We start from the raw sequence: 20,626 nt of genomic DNA, 5'->3' as shown, positions 1-20,626 counted from the left end.
GAAGGCCGTCCCGCCTCACCACCGCCGCTCCTCGGTGCTGGCCAGGATCTCCGCCAGGTGCACCGGCCGCACCGACGAGCCCAGCCGGGACAGCGTCCCGCCGATGTGTGTCTGACACGAGTTGTCCACCGTGCACACCGCCTCCGCGCCCGTGCCCATGATGTGCCGCGCCTTGTCCGCGCCCATCGCCGCCGACACCGCCGCGTTCTTCACCGCGAACGTCCCGCCGAAGCCGCAGCACTCCTCCGCGCCCGGCAGGTCCACCAACGTCAGCCCCCGCACCGCCTCCAGCAGCCGCCTGGGCCGCTCGCCGAGCCCCAGCATCCGCAGCCCGTGGCACGTCGGGTGGTACGTCACCGCGTGCGGGTAGTACGCCCCCACGTCCGTCACCCCCACCACGTCCACCAGGAACTCCGTCAGCTCCAGCGTTCTGGGCACCACCGAGGCCGCGATCGACGTCAGACCACGGTCCCGCCCCTCCGCCGCCGCCCGCGCCCCGATCCTGGGGTAGTTGTCCCGCACCATCGCCGCACACGAACCCGAAGGCGTCACGACGTAGTCGTAGCCGTGGAACGCCCGCGCGAAGCGCCGCACCAGCGGCTCCGTCGCCCGCCGGTAGCCGGTGTTGAACTGCGGCTGCCCACAACACGACTGCGCCTGTGGGAAGTCGACGTCCACCCCCAGCCGTTCCAGCAGCGCCACCACCGCCTGCCCGGTGCGCGGGAACAGCGTGTCGTTGACACAGGTGACAAAGAGCGCGACCCGCACCTCAGCTCCTTCCGCCGCCGGCGACCCGCCGCGCGGCCAGCTCCCACGCCGCCCGCATCTCCCCGCGCGGGGCGAAGCGACGCGGCGCCCGCGACGCCGCCACCAGCGAACGCAGCGAGGCGAGCCCGCCGCGCACCCGCCCGGCGGCCCGCGCCTGCACCAGCACGTTACCCAACGACGCCGCCTCCGTCGGTCCCGCGACCACCGGCAGTCCACACGCGTCGGCCGTCAGCTGGCACAGCAGCGCGTTGTGCGCCCCGCCGCCCACCACATGCACCACCCGCACCTCGGCGCCCGCCAGGCGCGCCGCCTCGGCCACCGCCTCCCGGTGGGCCAACGCCAGCGAGTCCAGCACACACCGCACCATCCCCGCCCGCCCCACCGGCTCCGGCTGCCCGGACCGCCGGCACGCGGCCGCGATCCGCCCCGGCATCCCGCCCGGCGCCAGGAACTCCTCGGCGCCCGCGTCCACCACGGGTCCTGGCCCCGGCAGCCGAGCCGCCTCCTCCAGCAGTGGCCCCAACTCCGGCTCGACCCCGCCCTCGGCCCACTCCCGCAGACACTCCTGAAGCAGCCACAGCCCCATGATGTTCCGCAGATAGCGGACGGTGCCGTCCACGCCCAGCTCGTTGGTGAAGTCCGCCAGCCGGCTCGCCTCCGACAGCACGGGCGCCGTCAGTTCGAGCCCGGCAAGGGACCAGGTGCCCGTCGCCACATACGCGAAGCCCTCGCCCGCCGCCGGCACCGCCACCACCGCCGACGCCGTGTCGTGCGAACCCACCGCCGTCACCGGCACCGGACCCGCCAGCCCACACTCCGCCGCCACCTCGGGCAGCAGCTCGCCGGCCGCCGCACCCGGTGCCCGCAGCGGCGCGAACAGCGCCACGTCGATGCCCAGCGCCTCCGCCACCCCCCACGCCCAGTCGCCCGTGCGGGGATCGATCAGGCCCGTCGTCGACGCGTTCGTCAGCTCCGTGCCGGCCACCCCCGTCAGCCAGTACGCGATCAGGTCCGGCATCAGCAACAGCCGCCGCGCGGCGGCCCGTTGCGGCGAACCCTCCATCGCGACCAGCTGGTAGACGGTGTTGAACGGCAGCGCGCGCAGCCCCGACGCCCGGTACAGCTCCGCCGCGCCCACCCGCCGCGCGACCCGCTCGGCCACCCCGGCCGTCCGCCCGTCCCGGTAGTGCACCGGGTTCCCCAGCAGCGCGCCCGAGGCGTCCAACAGCCCGAAGTCCACCGCCCAGGAGTCGATCCCGACCCCCGCCAGCCGCCCCCCGGCCCGCCGGCCGGCCTCCGCCAGGCCGTCCAACACGCCCCGGTAGAGCGCCAGCACGTCCCAGTGCAACGTGCCGGCCACCCGCACCGGCCGGTTCGGGAACCGGTGCACCTCCTCCAACTCCACCGCGCCGCCGGCCCCTTCGCCGGACGGCCCGTCGGGCCCCCGCACCCAGCCGAGCATCACCCGACCACTGGACGCCCCCAGGTCGACGGCGGCGAACGGCGGACCACCGGCCCGCGCCGCCCCGACCCCGCCCTCCGCCACGACGCCCTCCGCCACCACGCCGCTCACCGCAGGAACGCCGCCGCCACCCCGGCGTCCACCGGAACGTGCAGCCCCGTGGTGTGCCCGAGGTCCCCACCGGTCAACGCGAACACCGCCGCCGCCACATGCTCCGGCAACACCTCGCGCTTCAGCAGCGTCCGCTGCGCGTAGAACTCGCCCAGCCGCTCCTCCTCCACCCCGTACACCGCCGCCCGCTTCGCGCCCCACCCGCCGGCGAAGATGCCCGAACCCCGCACCACACCATCCGGGTTGACCCCGTTGACCCGGATGCCGTGCTCGCCCAGCTCCGCCGCCAACAGCCGCACCTGGTGCGCCTGGTCCGCCTTCGTCGCGCCGTAGGCGATGTTGTTGGGCCCGGCGAACACCCCGTTCTTCGACGCCACATACACGATGTCGCCGCCCAACCCCTGGTCGATCATCACCCGCGCCGCCTCCCGCGACACCAGGAACGAGCCGCGCGCCATGATGTCGTGCTGCACGTCCCAGTCCGCCACCGTCGTCTCCAACAGCGGCTTGGAGATGGAGATCCCCGCGTTGTTCACCACCAGGTCGACCCCGCCGAACGCCAGCGACGCCGCCCGCACCGCCGCCACCACCTGCTCCTCCGAGGTGACGTCCACCTCCACCGCGACCGCCCGGTCGGCGCCGCCCAGCTCCTCGGCCACCTTCTCCGCCGCGCCCGCGTCCCGGTCCGCCACCACCACACACGCGCCCTCGGCCGCCAGCCGCAGCGCCGTCGCCCGCCCGATGCCCGAGCCGCCGCCCGTCACCAGCGCCACCCGCGCCGCCAGCGGCTTCGGCGGCGGCATCCGCCGCAGCTTCGCCTCCTCCAACTCCCAGTACTCGATGCGGAACTTCTCCGACTCCTCGATCGGCGCGTACGTCGAGACCGACTCCGCGCCCCGCATCACGTTGATCGCGTTGACATAGAACTCGCCCGCCACCCGCGCCGTCTGCCTGTCCCGGCCGAAGGAGAACATCCCCACCCCCGGCACCAGCACGATCGCCGGGTCAGCGCCCCGCATCGGCGGCGAGTCCGGGCCGGCGTGCCGCTCGTAGTACGCCCGGTACTCCTCCCGGTAGGCGGCGTGCAGCTCACCCAGCCGCTCCACCACCCGCTCCAGCGGCGCGTCCGCCGGCAGGTCCACCACCAGCGGCCGCACCTTCGTCCGCAGGAAGTGGTCCGGGCAGGACGTGCCCAACGCCGCCAGCCTCGGGTGCTCCTCGCGCGCCAGGAAGTCCAACACCTCGGCGCTGTCCGTGAAGTGACCCACCTGCCGCCGGTCCCTCGACGCCACGCCCCGCACATGCGGCGCCAGCGCCGCCGCCCGCGCCCGCCGCTCCGCCACCGGCAGCGCCCCGTACCCGGGCAGCTCGGCCCCGAACGGCTCCGGCCTGCCGCGCCGGGCCAGGAACGCCTCGGCGGTGCGGATGATGTACAGCGCGTTCCGCTCGCACTCCTCGCTTGTCTCACCCCACGCCGTGATCCCGTGACCGCCCAGCACACAGCCGACCGCCTCCGGACGCGCCCGCCGCACCTCGGCGATGTCCAGGCCGAGTTGGAACCCGGGCCGCCGCCACGGCACCCACACCACCCGCTCGCCGAAGCACTCCGCCGTCAGCGCCTCGCCGTCCGCCGCGCACGCCAGCGCGATCCCCGAGTCCGGGTGCAGGTGGTCCACGTGCGCCGCCTCGACGAGGCCGTGCATCGCGGTGTCGATCGACGGCGCAGCCCCGCCCTTCCCGTGCAGGCAGAAGTCGAACGCCGCCACCATCTCGTCCTCGCGCTCCACCCCCGGATAGACGTCCACGAGCGCCCGCAGCCGGTCCAGCCGCAGCACCGCGAGACCTTCCTCGCGCAGCGTGCCCAGGTCGCCCCCCGAGCCCTTCACCCACATCAACTCCACCGCGCCCCCGGTCACCGGGTCCTTCGCCGAGCCCTTCGCCGAGGCGTTCCCGCCCGCGTAGTTGGTGTTCCTCGGGTCGGCGCCCAGCCGGTGCGCACGCTCCAACAGCGCCGCCACCGGCGCCTGGACCGTCTTCTTCGTCTCGTCCGCGCCCATCGTCACGCCCCCCAACCGGCCTGCTGGCCGCCCTGTCGCTCCGCCACGATCCGCTCCGCCCAGCCCGAACGCCGGTACGCCGCCACCGGATCGGGGTCCAAACCCCGCTCCTGCCGCCACTCCGCCAACAGCGGCCTGACGTCCGTGTGGTAAGCGTCCATCAGCACCTCGTTCGCGCCTAGCACGTCACCCGCGCGCTGCGCCGCCGCCAGCGCGTCCGCGTCCACCAACAGCGCCTTCGCCGTGGCCTCCTGAACGTTCATCACCGAGCGGATGATCGCCGGGATCTTCGGCTCGATGTTGTGGCACTGGTCCAGCATGAACGCCACCTCCGAGGTGAACCCGCCGCCGCGCACCACCTCGTACATGATGCGGAACAGCTGGAACGGGTCGGCCGCCCCGACCATCAGGTCGTCGTCCGCGTAGAACCGGGAGTTGAAGTCGAAGCCGCCCAGCCGGCCCTCCCGCAGCAGCGTCGCCACGATGAACTCGATGTTGGTGCCCGGCGCGTGATGCCCCGTGTCCACCACCACCTGCGCCTTCGGGCCCAGCTTCAGGCAGTGCGCGTACGCCGTCCCCCAGTCCGGAACGTCCGTCATGTAGAACGCCGGCTCGAAGAGCTTGTACTCCAACAGCATCCGCTGTTCCTCGCCCAGCCGCTCGTAGACGGCGGTCAGCGCCTCGGCCAGCCGGTCCTGGCGGGCGCGGATGTCGTCCTGCCCGGGGTAGTTGGTGCCGTCCGAGAACCACAGCTTCAGGTCGCGCGAGCCGGTGGCGTCCATGATGTCCACGCACTCCATCAGGTGCGCCAGCGCCTTGCGCCGCACCGCCGCGTCGGGGTGGGTGACGCTGCCCAGCTTGTAGTCGTCCTCCTGGAAGACGTTGGCGTTGATGGCGCCCAGCCGCAGCCCACGCTCCCGCGCGTGCTCGGCCAGCGCGGCGTAGTCGTCCACCCGGTCCCATGGGATGTGCAGCGCCACGGTGGGCGCCACCCCGGTGTGGTGGTGCACCCGCGCCGCGTCGTCCAGCTTCTCCTGCGGGGTGCGCGGCACGCCCGCCTGGGCGAACACCTTGAATCTGGTGCCGGAGTTGCCGTAGGCCCACGAGGGCGTCTCGACGACCTGGGAGGACAGGGCCGCCTTGACGGCGGATGAGGGGGTCATGCGATCAGGGCTCCCATAGCAGCGCGGAAGGGGGGAAGTGACGGGGACGGGTGTGCGGGGACGTGAGGGGAGAGGGGTGGGGGACGTGACGGGGGGAGACGACGGGGACCTATGGTCGAGATGAATCGTTTCACAGTGCATCCTCGACGCTAAGAGTCGCCGCCGAGCGCTGTCAAGGGAGCGCCCTGATCCACCGCCGCTCACCTCGCCGTTCCGCGTCACGGAACCGCGCGCGGCCGGCCCGTTCGCCCGCCCTTGACGCGGCGCGCGCCCCGTCCGATGCTGACCCCCACCCGCATGAAACCTTTCACAAGGAGTGTCCGTGCAGCGCGTCTGCTTCCTGCTGAGGGTCCGCCCCGACCGCATCGACGAGTACCGCCGCCGCCACGCCGACGTCTGGCCCGAGATGCGCGCCGCGCTCACCGCCACCGGCTGGCACAACTACTCGCTCTTCCTGCGCGACGACGGACTCCTCGTCGGCTACCTGGAGACCGAGGACTTCGAGGCCGCCCAGCGCGCCATGGCCGCCACCGACGTCAACGCCCGCTGGCAGGCCGAGATGAGCGAGCTGTTCGAGGCCCTCGACGACCAGCGGCCCGACGAGGCGATGAAGCCGCTGACCGAGATCTTCCACCTCCCCTGACCCCCACCCCGCCCGGCCCCCACCGGCCGGCCGGCCGACTGGTGCATACCATGGCCCGCGAGGCACACGCGGGCCACGAGACGAACGGACAACGCACATGGCGCACACGGTGGGGATCAAGGAAGTGGCCCGGGCCGCCGGAGTCTCCGTCGGGACCGTCTCCAACGTCATCAACCGGCCCCACATGGTCGCCGACGAGACCAGGGAACGCGTCCAGTCCACCATCGTGCGCCTGGGCTATGTCCGCAGCGAGTCCGCGCGTCAACTCCGCGCCGGGCAGAGCCGCATCATCGCCCTGCTGGTCCTCGACATGGGCAACCCGTTCTTCGTCGACGTCGCCTCCGGCGCCGAACGCGTCGCCCGCGCCGAGACGTTGGGCGTGATGCTCTGCAACAGCGCGCAGAGCCCCGCCGAGGAGGCCGACTACCTGTCCCTCTTCGCCGAACAGCGCGTCCGGGGCGTCCTGTTGACCCCCGCCGACATGTCGGGCCGCAACCTCACCGAGTTCCGCCGGCACGGCATCCCGTTCGTCTTCGTGGACCGGGTCCTGCCCAGCGCGGAGGGCTGCTCCGTCTCCGTCGACGACGTGCGCGGCGGCACGCTCGCCGTGGGGCACCTGCTGGACCAGGGGCACACCTCCGTCGCCTACGTCAGCGGGCCCATGTCGCTCCAGCAGTGCCGTGACCGCGAGGACGGCGCCCTCGCCGCGCTCGCCGACGCCGGGCTGCCGCGCTCCGCGCTGCGCCGCATCGAGGCCGAACGTCTCGACGTCGCCTCCGGCCGCGACGCCGGCGCCCGCCTGCTGGGCCTGGCGCCCCGGCCGACCGCCGTGTTCTGCGCCAACGACCTGCTGGCCCTCGGCGTGCTCCAGGCCCTGTTCGCCGCCGGGGTGCGGGTGCCGGAGGAGATGGCCATCGTCGGCTACGACGACATCGAGTTCGCCGCCGCTGCCGCCGTGCCCCTCACCTCCGTGCGGCAGCCCGCCGTCCGCATGGGGCAGCAGGCCGCCGAACTGCTCCTGGAGGAGACGGGCGAGGACGCCGCCCGCCACCGCCACCAGCGGATCGTGCTCGACCCCGAGCTGATCGTCCGCGACTCCAGCCTCGCGCCCCGCCGCTGAGAACGTTCTCTCTCGGGAACGGACCCCGCGCCCGACACGCCGCCCCCCGCCGCCGCCCCGACCCGCCCCACCCCCGACCATGGACCGCATGACCAACGCCTTCGACAGCCGCCTGATCGAGATCGCCACCGGCTCCCACGAGGTCGTCCACGACCTGACGGCCGAGTGCGCCGCCTACCTGCGGGACGTCGCCGCCGGCCGGGACGGGCTGCTCAACGTGTTCACCCCGCACGCCACCTGCGGCATCGCCCTCATCGAGACCGGCGCCGGCAGCGACGACGACCTGCTGGCCGCGCTGCGCGACCTGCTGCCGCCCGACGACCGCTGGCGCCACCGCCACGGCAGCCCGGGCCACGGCCGCGACCACGTGTTGCCCGCCCTCGTCCCGCCGCACGCCACGCTGCCCGTCGTCGACGGCCAACTCGCCCTCGGCACCTGGCAGTCCGTGTGCGTCGTCGACACCAACGGCGACAACCCGCGCCGCCAGGTCCGGCTCAGCTTCCTCGGCTGAACGCCCGCCCAGGCCGAACGAGCGGACGAGCCGCCCAGCCGACAAGCCGACGGCTCCTCAGCCGTCGTAGTCCAGCGTCACCGCCTCCGTCTCGGGCACGGCCTGGCACGTCAACACATAGCCGGCGGCCACCTCCGCCGGATCCAACGCGAAGTTCCGCCGCATCGCCACCCGCCCGTCCTTCACCCGCGCCCGGCACGTGCCGCACACCCCGCCCCGGCAGGCGAACGGCAGCTCCGGGCGGGCCCGCTGCGCGCCATCCAACACCCGCTGCCCGCGCGGCAGTTCCACCGTCGTGGCCCGCCCGTCCAGCAGGAGCGTCACCCGGCTCGCCGGCCCCCCGGCCGGCACCGCCGAACCGTCCGCGCGCCGCACCGGCGGCGGCCCCTCGTCCCCGGCGTGGAACAGCTCGCCCCGCACCCGCGCCCCGTCCACACCCAGCCGGGCCAGCGCCCGCCGCGCCTCCTCCACCATCGGCAGCGGCCCGCACAGCCACCAGCGGTGCGCCACCCCCGGGTCCAACAACGCCCGCGCCAACACCTCAAGACGCGGCCCGTCCAGCCGCCCCGACAGCACCTCCACCTCCCGGGGCTCCCGCGACAGCACATGCACCAGCTGGAACCGGGTGGGAAACGCGTCCTTCAACCCGGCCAGCTCGTCGACGAACATCACCGAGCCACTCGCCCGGTTCCCGTACAGCAGCGTCACCCGCGCGCCCGGGCAGCGCTCCAGCACCGACCCGGCGATCGACACCATCGGCGTCACACCCGACCCCGCCGCCACCAGCACATGGTGGTCAGGCACCGACAGATCCGGCGTGAACGTGCCCGCCGGCGGCGCCACCTCCACCACGTCACCGGGCGCCGCCTCCCGCACCAGCCACGTGGACACCAGCCCGCCCGGCACCAGCCGCACCCCGATCCGGGGCGCCGCCCCCACCGGGGCGCACACCGAGTAGGAACGCCGCTCCTGACGGCCGTCCACCCACCGCCGCACCGTCAGCCACTGCCCCGGCGCGAACGCGAACACCCCGGCCAGCTCGGCCGGAACGTCGAACGTCACCGCCACCGCGTCCTCGCACAGCGGCTCCACCCGCGCGATCCGCAGCCGATGGAACACCCCACGTCCCGCCGTCGCCCCGCCCATCACACCCCCCGCAGATGCTCGAACGGCTCCCGGCACGCCCGGCACCGCCACAGCGCCGTACACAGGCTCGCCCCGCACCGCGACACCTCCTCCGTCTCCCGCCCGCCGCAGCGCGGACACGCCACCGCCGGACGCCTCGCGCCCAACACCAGCGGCACCGGGCCGCCCCCGCGCGCCGGCACCGGGCCCGGCGGCGCGATCCCGGCGTCCGCCAACTTCCGGCGCCCCGCCGCGCTGATCCACTCCGTCGTCCACGGCGGCGACCACACCGTCACCACCCGCACCGGAGCGAACCCCGCCGCCCGCAGCGCCGCCGCCACATCCGCCCGGATCTCCGCCAGCGCCGGACACCCCGCATAGGTCGGCGCCAGCCGCACCACCACACCGCCCGCCGCGTCGCACTCCACCCCACGCACCATGCCCAACTCGCCGAGCGTCACCATCGGCAGCTCCGGGTCGGCCACCCCGCCGGCCACCCGCCACGCCAGCTCCGGCCCCGCGCCCGTCACCACGCCGCCCCGGGATGCTCACGCGCCACCGACCCCAACTCGGCCAGCAGCACCGGCAGATGCTCCGTGTGCACCCCCGCCCGGCCACCCGGCGCCCGGTCCCACGGCGCCGGCAGCGGCAGCCGCACCCCCGCCTCCTCGCCCACCCGCCGCCAGTCCCGCGCACACGCCGCCCGCACCGCGCCCGCCGCCACGCCCAGCCCAGCCCCCACCCGGTCGTCCACGACCTCGCCCAGCCACGGCTCGACCTCCACCACCGCCCGCCGCAGCCGCCGCCGCGACTCCGCCGTGCCGTCCCCCAGCCGCACCACCCACTCCGCCGCGAACAGCCGGTGGTACGCCACCTCCGCGACACCCCGCTCCGCCACCGCCGCCAACACCGGATCGGCCGCCCCCGCGAGCCGCTCCAACACCGCCAGCCGCGCCGAGGACAGCACCAGCAGCCGCAGCACCGTGAACGCGAAGTCCCCGCGCGGCAGTTCGGCCAGCCGCAGACAGCGGAACTCCGGCGCCGACCGCGTGAACGCGAACGCGTCCTCGCCCCGCCCGCTGCCGTCCACCTGCCCGGCCCGCGTGTACAGCAGCCGCGCCTGGCCCAGCAGGTCGAGACCGACGTTCGCCAACGCCAACTCGATCTCGATCTCCGGCGCCCGCGTCACCCACTCCGCGAGCCGCTGCGCGCCGACCAGCGCGTCGTCCGCCAACGCCACACACACCCGCGCCAGCTCCGCCCCGTCCACCCCCGCCGGCACGGCCACATCCACCCCGTGCAGCGGATCGGCGAACCCCGTGCCGAACGCCCACCGCCCACCCTCCGCCTCCGGCACGCCCCACGCCTCGTCGTTCATGCGTCTCCCACCTCCCTGGTGCCTCTCACCGTCAGATCACCGTCAGATGTGCGGGACGTCATCGGGAATGTCGTAGAACGTCGGATGCCGATAGACCTTGTCGCCGCTCGGCTCGAAGAACGGGTCCCGCTCATCGGGCGACGACGCCGTCACGTCCGCCGAGCGCACCACCCAGATGCTGACGCCCTCGTTCCGGCGCGTGTACAGGTCACGCGCGTGCGTCAGCGCCATGCGGGCGTCCGCCGCCCGCAGCGACCCGACATGCACATGGTTCAACCCACGCCGGCCCCGCAGGAACACCTCGAACAGCGGCCACTCCTCCGCCACTTCGCCCACCTCACTCACCCCGCCGCGCCGCGTGCGCCCGCGCGGCGGCCCGCACCCACGCGCCCTCCTCGTGCGCCGCCGCACGCCGCCGCACCCGCTCCGCGTTGCACGGCCCGTCCCCGGCGATCACCCGCGCCAACTCGGCGAAGTCCGGCGCGCCGAAGTCGTAGTGCCCCCGCTCCGGATTCCACCGCAGCCGCTCGTCGGGCAGCGTCACGCCCAGCCGCTCCGCCTGCGGCACCGTCATGTCGACAAAACGCTGCCGCAGCTCGTCGTTCGAATGCCGCTTGACGCGCCACGCCATCGACCGCGCCGAGTTGGGCGACGCCGCGTCCGGCGGGCCGAACATCATCAACGTCGGCCACCACCAACGGTCCACCGCGTCCTGCACCATGGCCCGCTGCGCCTCGGTGCCCCGCACCATGGTCCACAGCAGCTCGAAGCCCTGCCGCTGATGGAACGACTCCTCCTTGCAGACCCGCACCATGGCCCGCGCATAGGGCCCGTAGGACGTGCGGCACAGCGGCACCTGGTTGCAGATCGCCGCCCCGTCCACCAGCCAGCCGATCACCCCGACATCGGCGAACGTCAACGTCGGATAGTTGAAGATCGACGAGTACTTCTGCCGGCCCTCCAGCAGCGCCCGCGTCAACTCCGCCCGGTCCGCGCCCAGCGTCTCAGCCGCCCCGTACAGGTACAGCCCGTGCCCCGCCTCGTCCTGCACCTTCGCCCACAGGATCGCCTTCCGGCGCAGCGACGGCGCGCGCGTGATCCACTCGCCCTCCGGCTGCATCCCGATGATCTCCGAGTGCGCGTGCTGCGCGATCTGCCGGACCAACGTGGCCCGGTACGCCTCCGGCATCCAGTCACGCGGCTCCACCCGCCGGTCGGCGGCGATCGTCTCCTCGAAACGCGCCCGCCCCTCCGCGAACTCCTCGTCGTCCCCGTGCCGTCGCCCGTCAACCACCCGACGCTCCACGCCGGTTCACCGCCCCTCGAAGGTGGGCCGCCGGCGCGCCAGAAACGCCTCCACGGCCGCCCGATGATCGGTCGTCACGCCCAGCCGGGTCTGCGCCGCCGTCTCCCTGACCAGCGCGCCCGCCCAGTCCGGCTCGGGCTCAGGCCGCAGCAGCCGCTTGATCTCCCGGAACGCGGCCGTCGGCCCGCCCGCCAGCCGCCCGGCGACCGCCAACGCCTCCCGCTCCGCCGTGCCGGCCGGCACCACCCGGTGCGCCAGCCCCCACGCCTCGGCCTGCCCGGCGTCGAACCGCTCGCCCAGCAGGAACAACGCCCCCGCCCGCGAAGGCCCGACCGCCCGCGCCAACGACACACTCAGCCCCGAGTCGGCCGCCAGCCCCACCCCCGCGAACGCCGTCGCGAACGTCGCGCCCTCCCCGACCACCCGCACATCACCCGTCAACGCCAACCCCAGCCCCGCCCCCACACACGCCCCCTCCACGGCCACCACCAGCGGCTGCTCCAGGCCCCACAGCGCCCGCGCCAACGGGTTGTACTCCTCCTCCAGACAGCCGAACGCCGACCCCGGATCGTCCTCCAACGCCGCCGCGTGCTCCCTCAGGTCCTGCCCCACGCAGAACGCCCCGCCCCGCCCCGTCAACACCACCGCCCGCACCGCCGAACCCGCCGCCGCCACCTCCTCCACGGCCGCCAACAGCGCCCGCCGCATCGGACTGTCCAACGCGTTGCCCACCTCCGGGCGGGCCAGCGCGATCACGGCCACGCCCCCCTCGCGGCGACACACCACACCCGACGTCGCGCTCGCCTCACCCTCCATGGCCGTCTCCTCCGTCCTCACAGATAGGCCGTCAACAGCGCCGGCCGCTCGACATGGTCGGCGACGAACCGGAGGAACCCGCCGGCCGTTCCCCCGTCACACACCCGGTGATCGAAGGTGATCGACAGCTGCGTCACCCAGCGCACCGCCAGCGCACCGTCGACCACCCACGGGCGCTGAACGACCCGCCCCACGCCGAGCATGGCCGCCTCCGGATGGTTGATGATCGGCGTCGCCCCGTCCACCCCGAACACCCCGTAGTTGTTGACCGTGAACGTGCCGCCCGCCATCGCCTCCGCCGACAGCGTGCCCCCGCGCGCCGCCTCGCCCAGCCGCCGCAGCTCGCCCGCCAGCTCCGCCGTCGAAAGCCGCCGCGCGTCACGCACCACCGGCACCACCAGCCCGCGCGGAGTCTGCGCCGCGAACCCCAGACGCACGTCACGCAGCCGCACCAGCTCCCCGCGCCGAGCGTCCACCCGCGCGTTCAGCTCCGGGAACCGCGTCAGCCCCACCACACACACCCGCGCCACCAGCGCCAGCAGACCTATGCCCAATTCCGGTGCCGACTCCCGCAGTTGATCGCGCAACGCGACCAGTTCCGTCGCGTCCACATCCACCCAGACCGAGGCGTCGGGAATCTCCCGCCGACTGCGCGCCACCCGCTCCGCCATCGCCCGCCCGACGCCCCGCAGCGGCACCCGATCCTCCTCGGCGCCCGACGCCGGCGGCCCCGACTCCCGCCCCGCCAACGCGGCCTCCACATCCCGCCGCCGCACCACCCCGTGCGGCGCCTCCCGCGCCAACGCCGCCAGATCCAGCCCGTTCTCCGCCGCCATCCGCCGCACCAGCGGCGAGATCGCCCGAGGCGCCAGCCCGTCCCCCGGCACATCGGCCACCGGCACCGTGCCATAGCCCACCAGCACCGGCCCCGACCCCGACCCCGACCCGGAAACCTCCGCCGCCTCCCCGGCCGCCTCCGGCCCGGCCCCGGCAACGGCCTCCGCCCTGACCCCGGCCCCGTCTCCCCCCTCGATCGTCACCAACGGCCCACCCACCTCGACCCGCTCACCCACCCTCGCGTGCAACGTCACCACCCGCCCCGCGAACGGCACCGGAATCTCCACCGCCGCCTTCGCGCTCTCCACCTCCGCGACCACCTGGTCCGTCACCACGTTCTCGCCCACCGCCACCCGCCAGCCGAGAACCTCCGCCTCCGTCAGCCCCTCACCCAGATCCGGAAGACGAAAAACTCGCCGACCCCCCGCACCGTCGCCACTCACGAGACCACCCCCGCCACCCCGTGCGTCAGATCCGGCTCGTCATCGAACTGAAGCCGCGAAACCGCACCGAGAATCCGCCGCACACTCGGCAGATGCGCCCGCTCCACCGCCGGCGGCGGATACGGAACGTCAAACCCCGCCACCCGCAACACCGGCGCCGCCAACGAGTGGAAACACCGCTCCTGCACCCGCGCCGCCACCTCCGCGCCCACCCCCGCGAAGCCCTGCGCCTCCTGCACCACCACACAACGCCCCGTCCGCCGCACCGACGCCACCACCGTCGCGTCGTCGAACGGCACCAACGACCGAAGATCCACCACCTCCAACTCCACCCCGCCGCGCGCCGCCTCCCGCGCCGCCTCCAACGCCACCGGCACCGCCGGCCCATACGCCACCACCGTGACGTCCCGCCCCGCCCGCCGAACCACCGCCCGCCCCAACGGCTCCACCGACCCACGCGCCGTGCTCACCTCACCCCGCGACCAGTACAGCCGCTTCGGCTCCATGAACACCACCGGATCGGGATCGTCCACCGCGTCCCGCAACAGCCAGTACGCGTCCTCCACCGTCGCCGGCGTCACCACCTTCAGCCCCGGCGTGTGCGCGTAGTACGCCTCACTGGAATCGCTGTGATGCTCCACGCCGCCGATCCCCCCACCGAACGGAACACGAATCACCATCGGAAGCGAAAGCCGCCCACGCGTCCGGTTCCGCGTCTTCGCCACATGCGAGGCGATCTGCTCGAACGCCGGATAGCCGAACGCGTCGAACTGCATCTCCACCACCGGCCGGAAGCCCCCCATGCACAGGCCCACCGCCACCCCCACGATGCCCGCCTCCGCCAACGGCGTGTCAAAACACCGCTCCTGCCCGAACTCCCGGGTCAGCCCGTCCGTGATCCGGAACACCCCGCCCAGCGGCCCCACGTCCTCGCCGAACACCAGCACGTCGTCATCCGCCCGCAGCGCCTCGCGCAGCGCGGAGTTCAACGCCCGCGCCATGGTCACCGTCGCCATCCCGACCGTCCCTCCTCCTCCACGCCGTCGCTGTCGCCGCCGGCACCGCCGTCGCCGTCCCAGGCGGCCAACTCCGCCGCCAACCAGGCCCGCTGCTCCACCAGTTGCGGCGTCGGCTCGGCGAACACATGCGAGAACAGCTCCAACGGATCACCCGCCAATGGCCCACTCAGGCCGGCCCGCAGTGCCTCCGCCACCCGCTCCGCCTCCTGGCGCGCGTCCTCCACCTCCCGATCCGTCAGCAGCCCCCGATGCCGCAGATACCGCTCCAGCCGCACCACCGGATCGGCCGCCCGCCACCGGGCGACCTCCTCCTCATCCCGGTACCGCGCCGCGTCATCCGCGTTCGTGTGCGGCTCCACCCGATACGTGTGCGCCTCGACCAACGAAGGCCCCCGCCCCGCCCGAGCCCGCTCCACCGCCGCCGACACCACCGCCAGCGTGGCCACCAGATCGTTCCCGTCCACCTGCTCCGACGGCACCCCACACCCCACCCCCCGAAACGCCAACGCCGGCGCCGCCGACTGCCGCTCCAGCGGAACCGAAATCGCATAGCGATTGTTCTGCACCAGGAAAACCACCGGCGCCCCGAGCACCCCCGCGAAGTTCAACGCCTCGTGGAAATCGCCCTCACTCGTCCCGCCGTCACCGACCAACACCAACACCACCCCACCCCGACCCCGCCGCCGCAACGCCTCGGCCAGACCGACCGCGTGCGGCGCCTGCGTCGCCAGGGGAGTGCACTGTGGAGCCGTACGCCAGGCCATCGGGTCATAGCCGCAGTGCCATTCACCCCGCAGCAGCGTCAGCAGCTCCAGCGGATCGAGCCCCCGCGCGAACAACGCCATCGAGTCCCGATAGGTCGGAAAGAGCCAGTCCTCCTCCCGCAGCGCCAACACCGCGCCGATCTGGCAGGCCTCCTGCCCCCGACTGGACGGATAGACCGCCAACCGCCCCTGCCGCGTCAACACCGTCGCCTGCGCGTCGAAACGCCGCCCCACCACCATCCGCCGAAAAGCGTCCAACAACACCGCATCGGCGGGAATCCCACCGTCATCCGGAACGGGAAGCGGCGTCCCGTCCTCGGCGACATAACGAACCGGATCAGAAGAAGGAAGCAAACGGTCAACCGTCTGCCGAAGAGCCTGGAACGACATACGCGGCACTCCCAGCCCGAGAAGACCAGACACCATCGAGCATGGTCCGCCGCCCAAGTTCCCCACAAGACACCGGAATACGACCTCCCCAACCCGCGACGTATTGCCGAAACCACCCCACGCCACGACTCACTCGTCCACCCACCCAGCCCTCCCACCCCACCGCCCGGGACGTTTGGCCCGACCCTCTCCGCCCCGCCCCCGGTGACGCTGGCCCCTCGGGACCAGGCGGACCGGTGATCACGCGGCCACCAGCCAACGAGGCCACGGCCGCTCCACGGCTGGTAACTTCGTGACCAGTCACGAAGCCATGGGAGGGGCGAGACGTGCAGATCCGGCCGCGAGCGACACGACCCGCCGACACGAACGACGGGATCACGTCCCACGTCCCCGACCGCCCACCGCTCCCCGGCAACCCCGTCACCCGCGTCTGAGAGCCTGTGCACCGATGAGTGATTTCGACGCGATCGACTCGCTGCTCGCCTCTCTCACGCCTCACACCCCCCTCCCCGAGGCGCCGGTGCGCCGCGACCTACGCGAACGAGCCGGCCTCTCCAAGGCCCAGGTGGCACGCGCCCTCGGAGTCAGTCCGTCCACCGTCACAGGATGGGAGGCCGGCCGGGACCCCGTGGGAGAGGTGAGAGCGAAGTACGCCTACCTCCTCGACGGCCTGGCCGACAAGCTCACGCATCCCGTCCCGTCACCCGCGAACGAAGCGCCCTCCGCCCCCTCCGCCACACCAGAAGCACCCCCGCCGGAACCGGCACCCGACGCCGGCCCCACCTCGGACGCGGAGACCAGCGTCCGCACCCCGGGCGCCCACCCGGACGACGGCGACGCCCTCGCCGAACCCCAGCCATGCGTCCTGTGCGGGCGCCCCGCCCACCACCAGGTCGCCGGTTTCCCCCAACACCTCGACCCCACCCAGTGCGCCCCCGCCGAGCCGCAGGCGAGCCGCACGACCACGCCCGCCCCCACTCCGCCCGCCGCCCGCCGCGCCCGGGCCACTTCCCCCACCGGCAGAGCCACTCCCCACACCGGGACGCCCTCCCGCCCCCGCTCCTCACCCGACCCCATTGCGGCCGCCGTGACCGACGCACTGGCCACACACGAGGGTGACGTCGAAGCAGCGACCGCAGCCCTGGTCAAGCGCGCCATCCCGGACGCGATGGCCCTGCTGGACAGCTGCCGCAAGGGTGGCCGTTACGCCATCGTCGCCCACCCCTGGATTCCGGACATCCTCCGGAAGCAGTCCGCACGCGGCGCCGACCAGATCTGGGAAGCCCGCCCCAAGTGGTTCCGCCCCGAACTGCCGCCCGGCGTCCACGAGGTGACGGCTCTCGACATCAACGGCGCCTACCTCAGCGCACTCAAGACACATCTGCCGATCGGACAGCTGGAACACACCATCGGCACCACACACGACCGCCGCCGTGCCGGCGTCCACCTCATCACCCCACCCCCGTGGGAACACGGCGCCTACCTGCCCAACCCCATCGGCAACCGCGACGAACCCGGCCCCCTGTGGGTCACCGAACCCACGCTCCGCCTGCTGCTGCGCCTGTCCGGCCCCAAGCTCGGCCTGTGCGAACCTCCCGAGATCCACGAGTCGTTCACCTCCGGCGCCACGGAGAACCTCCTGGAGAAGTTCCGCGTCATCCTCAAGGACGCCAGGGACCGCGCCATCGCCCAGGAAGACGAGGTGACACTGGAGTACGTGAAGGCGATGTACTCCAAGTTCGTCTCCACGATGGGGGAGTCCAACTACAACCGGGAGCTGTACCGCCCGGACTGGATGCACCTCATCCGATCCCAGGCCTTCGCGAACCTCTGGACCAAAGCCCTCAAGGCACACGACGCCGGCCTCACGGTCGTCCGAGCGATGGGCACCGACGAACTCCATGTCATCGGCGACTGGCCAAAGGTCTTCCCGGAGGGCCGTGGGGTGTCCGAGGTGAAGGTCAAGGACGTCTATCCCATCGGCAGCGAGCCCACCGACCCGGCCGCCGCCGGACCCATCGACGAGAACTGACCGAGGAAGAGGACAACGTGCCCGAGCGCACCATCGATTTCGGCAAGTACGGCGCCCAGGGAATCAAGGGATTCGAGGCCGTCGCCCGCCAACTCGACGCGCTCGCCGACTTCATCGCTTCCCCCGTCACAACGCGCCGTGGCCTGCTGGCCCGCCTGCACTATCTCACCCGCACATCCCGAGCCCGCGCCGCCGCACGCGAGGCCGGACTGACCGTCACCGACCGCACCCTGAAGGCATGGCTGGCCGGCACGCGTAACCCCACCAAACGCAACCTCACGCGAATCGACACCGCCTATCGCGCGGTCCGTCGCCAGAACGTCGCCCGATACCTCCTGGCCCGCCTGAACCGCGAGGGCCGAGGCACGCGCGTGGAGATCCATCCGCTCAACCAGTCCGGCGTGCGCCCTCCCCACCAACGCGTCGTGGAGTTCCGCACCCTCAACATCCGCCGCTGGGGAGCCATCGTCGAGGCCTGGGCCGCCGGCGACGACCAGGCCCTGGACGACGCGTGGATCGAGCAGATCGTCGATCTGGGATCACAGTGGGGCCAGTACGAGTACGTCACCAACGTGGGCTTCGCCGCCTGACCGCCGTCAGCTCATTCCACGTTGCGGACACCTCCCAAGGAGACAGCCCGGAACCGCAGCCCCCGGGGTTGGGGCCGCCCGGACCGCGCTCCGCCACCTGATGGGGTGATCCTGCCCGGCGTGCTCGCAGCCACCCCGTCCCCGGTATCGATACTGAGGAACGGCCCGGCACCCCGCACCACGGGTAGCCATTCCTCACAGGAAGACCAACACCGTGCCCGAAGCCCAGGAGCGGCGACCCTGCCCCTTCTCGACCAACCACGGCTTCACCCTCCACCCGGCCTACACCGAGCTGCGCCGACAGCCACTCACCCGCGTACGGCTGCCTCATGGCGACGACGCCTGGCTGGCCACCCGCCATACCGACGTCCAGACGGCACTGTCCGACCCCCGTTTCTCCATCGCCCTCGGCGCCGACCGTGACCAGCCTCGAATGCGCGACGAAGCGCGTGTCACCGGAGGACTCTTCTCCCTCGACCCGCCCCACCACACCCGTCTCCGGTCCATCGTGGGACGGCACTTCAGCGCCCGCAGCATGGAATCCATCCGCAGTCGCGTCAGGGAAGTCGCCAACGAACACCTCGATGCTATCCGGGAAGCCGGTCAACCCACCGATCTCGTCAGGCAGTTCGCTATCCCCGTCCCCACCACCATCATCTGTGAGATCCTCGGCGCACCCCCCGAAGACCACGACAGGTTCTGGATGTGGGCCGACACCATCTTCGCCAACGACCTCCCGGGCGAGACGGTTCGCCAACGTGTCGAGGACTTCTTCCACCACCTCGCCGGAATGTTCCAGGAACGCCGTGAACATCCCCGAGACGACATGCTCACCACCCTCGTACGCGCCTGTGACGACGAAGGTCGGATCACCGAGAACGAGATGTTCTCCCTCACGGCCGACATCCTGAACGCGGGCTTCGTCACCACCTCCCACCAGATCGCCAACTTTCTGGCCACCCTGCTCTGCCACCCGGAGCAACTCGAACTCCTCAGGAACAAGCCGGATTTCGTCCCCCAGGCCGTCGAGGAACTCCTCCGCTACGTCCCCATCCTCAGCGGCTTCTCCTTTGCCCGCTACGCCACGGAAGACATCGAACTCGGCGGCGTCACCGTCCACGCCGGCGAACCCGTTATCGCCGTACTCGGCGCCGCCAACCGTGACCCGGCGGTCTTCCCCCAGCCCGACACACTGCTCCTGGACCGCCCCACCGCACCTCATCTCGCATTCGGCCACGGCCCACACTTCTGCCTCGGTGCCCACCTCGCGCGCGTCGAGCTACAGGAAGCCATCGCAGCGGTACTTGACCGGCTGCCCGGTCTCAAACTCGCCGTCCCGGAGATGGATCTTCAGTGGAATCGGGGGAGCATGATCAACGGGCTGGCTCGACTTCCTGTTATTTGGTGAGTTGGCGTTTGTTGTGGGTGATTTGCGGGAGGAGGAGTAACTGTGAGGTGGTGAGGGGGAGTTGATGGGGAGTGGGGGGTGGGGTTTCTTGACTGGCGCTAGGCGCATGTGAGTTGTTTTGTTTGTGTTGTGTGGTTGGTTCAGGGTGGGTAGGTGGGAGAGGGGAAGGGAGGTTGTGGAATGGTTGGGGGTTCTTTGGTTTATTAAGTTGGTTGGGGTTAGGGCGTTGGGTTTAGGTGGTTGGGCTGGGTGTGTTTCTTTTCTGTGTGTATGGGGTTTTCTTTTGGGTTCGGAGGTGGAGGCACTTTGGTTAGGAGTGGTGTCAACTGGTTTCGTTTGGAGAGGAGTTGCTTTTCTTTGGCTGAGTGAGCAGCTGGGCGGTTGTTTAGTTGCTGACTTTAGCCGCAGAGCGGCTTGTTTTGTCGCCACGGAGTGGCGTTTTTGTTAGGCGCGGAGCGCCATTGTTTGGCTGTGGAGCAGCTTTGTTTAGGCACGGAGTGTCTTTCTGCGGAGTGGGTGTTGTGATGAGGTGTTTTTGTTTGGCGCGGAGCGCCCTTTCTGTGGGTTGAATTTGCGGGGTGGGGCTTTTTGGCGCGGAGCGCCATTTGTTTTGTGCTGCGGAGCGGCTTTGTGTTTGGCCACGGAGTGGCTTGTTAGGCGCGGAGCGCCGTCTTCCTTAGGCC

At 72.2% G+C, this 20,626-nt stretch carries 19 protein-coding genes; 6 read left to right on the top strand and 13 right to left on the bottom strand.

What is annotated here, in order from left to right; genetic code table 11:
* Positions 1-15 precede the first annotated feature (15 nt).
* The 4 genes from EBN88_RS09125 to rhaI form a co-directional block, all read right to left on the bottom strand.
* Positions 16-768 carry a (Fe-S)-binding protein gene (locus tag EBN88_RS09125; RefSeq protein ID WP_122183297.1) on the bottom strand — a complete coding sequence of 251 codons (753 nt, stop codon included), beginning with the start codon at positions 766-768 and terminating at the stop codon, positions 16-18.
* A 1-nt stretch (position 769) separates the two neighbouring features.
* A complete protein-coding gene (locus EBN88_RS09120; RefSeq protein ID WP_122183317.1) occupies positions 770-2,230 on the bottom strand; it encodes a rhamnulokinase in 1,461 nt (486 codons plus the stop codon).
* 107 nt (positions 2,231-2,337) lie between these two features.
* Positions 2,338-4,398 carry a bifunctional aldolase/short-chain dehydrogenase gene (locus EBN88_RS09115; RefSeq protein WP_122183316.1) on the bottom strand — a complete coding sequence of 687 codons (2,061 nt, stop codon included), beginning with the start codon at positions 4,396-4,398 and terminating at the stop codon, positions 2,338-2,340.
* Between the two features lie 2 nt (positions 4,399-4,400).
* A complete protein-coding gene (gene rhaI, locus EBN88_RS09110) occupies positions 4,401-5,561 on the bottom strand; it encodes an L-rhamnose isomerase (protein ID WP_122183296.1) in 1,161 nt (386 codons plus the stop codon).
* Between the two features lie 322 nt (positions 5,562-5,883).
* On the opposite strand from rhaI, the gene EBN88_RS09105 reads away from it, so the two are divergent.
* The 3 genes from EBN88_RS09105 (at position 5,884) to EBN88_RS09095 (ending at position 7,835) form a co-directional block, all read left to right on the top strand.
* On the top strand, positions 5,884-6,204 hold the full coding sequence (locus tag EBN88_RS09105; protein WP_122183295.1) for an L-rhamnose mutarotase: 321 nt from the start codon (positions 5,884-5,886) through the stop codon (positions 6,202-6,204).
* 97 nt (positions 6,205-6,301) lie between these two features.
* The gene (locus EBN88_RS09100) at positions 6,302-7,324 is read left to right on the top strand and encodes a LacI family DNA-binding transcriptional regulator (protein ID WP_122183294.1); all 1,023 of its coding nucleotides are present in this window, start codon (positions 6,302-6,304) and stop codon (positions 7,322-7,324) included.
* Between the two features lie 88 nt (positions 7,325-7,412).
* Complete coding sequence (locus EBN88_RS09095) at positions 7,413-7,835, top strand: YjbQ family protein (RefSeq protein WP_122183293.1); 423 nt, start codon at positions 7,413-7,415, stop codon at positions 7,833-7,835.
* 57 nt (positions 7,836-7,892) lie between these two features.
* Here EBN88_RS09095 and paaE read toward each other — a convergent pair whose 3' ends face one another.
* The 9 genes from paaE to EBN88_RS09050 form a co-directional block, all read right to left on the bottom strand.
* On the bottom strand, positions 7,893-8,981 hold the full coding sequence (gene paaE / locus EBN88_RS09090) for a 1,2-phenylacetyl-CoA epoxidase subunit PaaE (RefSeq protein WP_122183292.1): 1,089 nt from the start codon (positions 8,979-8,981) through the stop codon (positions 7,893-7,895).
* Positions 8,981-9,493: a 1,2-phenylacetyl-CoA epoxidase subunit PaaD gene (gene paaD, locus EBN88_RS09085; RefSeq protein ID WP_267902544.1), complete on the bottom strand. Its 513-nt coding sequence runs from the start codon at positions 9,491-9,493 to the stop codon at positions 8,981-8,983. The genes paaE and paaD overlap by 1 nt, the downstream gene beginning before the upstream one ends.
* The gene (gene paaC / locus EBN88_RS09080; protein ID WP_122183291.1) at positions 9,487-10,338 is read right to left on the bottom strand and encodes a 1,2-phenylacetyl-CoA epoxidase subunit PaaC; all 852 of its coding nucleotides are present in this window, start codon (positions 10,336-10,338) and stop codon (positions 9,487-9,489) included. Before paaC ends, paaD begins: the two co-directional genes overlap by 7 nt.
* Before the next feature lie 42 nt (positions 10,339-10,380).
* Positions 10,381-10,674: a 1,2-phenylacetyl-CoA epoxidase subunit PaaB gene (paaB, locus tag EBN88_RS09075; RefSeq protein WP_122183290.1), complete on the bottom strand. Its 294-nt coding sequence runs from the start codon at positions 10,672-10,674 to the stop codon at positions 10,381-10,383.
* 1 nt (position 10,675) lies between these two features.
* Positions 10,676-11,632, bottom strand: a complete 957-nt coding sequence (paaA, locus tag EBN88_RS09070) for a 1,2-phenylacetyl-CoA epoxidase subunit PaaA (RefSeq protein ID WP_199742302.1) — start codon at positions 11,630-11,632, stop codon at positions 10,676-10,678.
* A gap of 18 nt (positions 11,633-11,650) precedes the next feature.
* Positions 11,651-12,460: an enoyl-CoA hydratase/isomerase family protein gene (locus EBN88_RS09065; protein WP_122183314.1), complete on the bottom strand. Its 810-nt coding sequence runs from the start codon at positions 12,458-12,460 to the stop codon at positions 11,651-11,653.
* 17 nt (positions 12,461-12,477) lie between these two features.
* A complete protein-coding gene (locus EBN88_RS09060) occupies positions 12,478-13,650 on the bottom strand; it encodes a dihydrolipoamide acetyltransferase family protein (RefSeq protein ID WP_407703389.1) in 1,173 nt (390 codons plus the stop codon).
* 86 nt (positions 13,651-13,736) lie between these two features.
* Positions 13,737-14,756, bottom strand: a complete 1,020-nt coding sequence (locus EBN88_RS09055) for an alpha-ketoacid dehydrogenase subunit beta (protein WP_122183287.1) — start codon at positions 14,754-14,756, stop codon at positions 13,737-13,739.
* The gene (locus EBN88_RS09050; RefSeq protein WP_122183286.1) at positions 14,744-15,913 is read right to left on the bottom strand and encodes a thiamine pyrophosphate-dependent enzyme; all 1,170 of its coding nucleotides are present in this window, start codon (positions 15,911-15,913) and stop codon (positions 14,744-14,746) included. Before EBN88_RS09050 ends, EBN88_RS09055 begins: the two co-directional genes overlap by 13 nt.
* 448 nt (positions 15,914-16,361) lie before the next feature.
* On the opposite strand from EBN88_RS09050, the gene EBN88_RS09045 reads away from it, so the two are divergent.
* The 3 genes from EBN88_RS09045 (at position 16,362) to EBN88_RS09035 (ending at position 19,943) form a co-directional block, all read left to right on the top strand.
* Positions 16,362-17,945, top strand: coding sequence for a helix-turn-helix domain-containing protein (locus EBN88_RS09045; protein WP_122183285.1), 1,584 nt, complete (start codon positions 16,362-16,364; stop codon positions 17,943-17,945).
* A 17-nt stretch (positions 17,946-17,962) separates the two neighbouring features.
* A complete protein-coding gene (locus tag EBN88_RS09040; RefSeq protein WP_122183284.1) occupies positions 17,963-18,535 on the top strand; it encodes a transcriptional regulator in 573 nt (190 codons plus the stop codon).
* Positions 18,536-18,749: 214 nt separating this feature from the next.
* Positions 18,750-19,943 carry a cytochrome P450 gene (locus EBN88_RS09035; RefSeq protein WP_122183283.1) on the top strand — a complete coding sequence of 398 codons (1,194 nt, stop codon included), beginning with the start codon at positions 18,750-18,752 and terminating at the stop codon, positions 19,941-19,943.
* Positions 19,944-20,626: the final 683 nt, after the last annotated feature.

Source organism: Streptomyces triticirhizae (genome assembly GCF_003696235.1).
Taxonomy (GTDB): Bacteria; Actinomycetota; Actinomycetes; order Streptomycetales; family Streptomycetaceae; genus Streptomyces; species Streptomyces triticirhizae.
This window is presented reverse-complemented; position numbering and strand designations above follow the sequence as displayed.

What these genes read in the sequence shown, in the direction of transcription:
- EBN88_RS09065 (WP_122183314.1), bottom strand. Translation starts at nt 12,460, where the DNA reads ATGGAGGGTGAGGCGAGCGCGACGTCGGGTGTGGTGTGTCGCCGCGAG.
- EBN88_RS09095 (WP_122183293.1), top strand. Translation starts at nt 7,413, where the DNA reads ATGACCAACGCCTTCGACAGCCGCCTGATCGAGATCGCCACCGGCTCC.
- EBN88_RS09055 (WP_122183287.1), bottom strand. Translation starts at nt 14,756, where the DNA reads ATGGCGACGGTGACCATGGCGCGGGCGTTGAACTCCGCGCTGCGCGAG.
- paaC (WP_122183291.1), bottom strand. Translation starts at nt 10,338, where the DNA reads ATGAACGACGAGGCGTGGGGCGTGCCGGAGGCGGAGGGTGGGCGGTGG.
- EBN88_RS09100 (WP_122183294.1), top strand. Translation starts at nt 6,302, where the DNA reads ATGGCGCACACGGTGGGGATCAAGGAAGTGGCCCGGGCCGCCGGAGTC.
- EBN88_RS09120 (WP_122183317.1), bottom strand. Translation starts at nt 2,230, where the DNA reads ATGCTCGGCTGGGTGCGGGGGCCCGACGGGCCGTCCGGCGAAGGGGCC.
- rhaI (WP_122183296.1), bottom strand. Translation starts at nt 5,561, where the DNA reads ATGACCCCCTCATCCGCCGTCAAGGCGGCCCTGTCCTCCCAGGTCGTC.
- EBN88_RS09050 (WP_122183286.1), bottom strand. Translation starts at nt 15,913, where the DNA reads ATGTCGTTCCAGGCTCTTCGGCAGACGGTTGACCGTTTGCTTCCTTCT.
- paaE (WP_122183292.1), bottom strand. Translation starts at nt 8,981, where the DNA reads ATGGGCGGGGCGACGGCGGGACGTGGGGTGTTCCATCGGCTGCGGATC.
- EBN88_RS09115 (WP_122183316.1), bottom strand. Translation starts at nt 4,398, where the DNA reads ATGGGCGCGGACGAGACGAAGAAGACGGTCCAGGCGCCGGTGGCGGCG.
- EBN88_RS09045 (WP_122183285.1), top strand. Translation starts at nt 16,362, where the DNA reads ATGAGTGATTTCGACGCGATCGACTCGCTGCTCGCCTCTCTCACGCCT.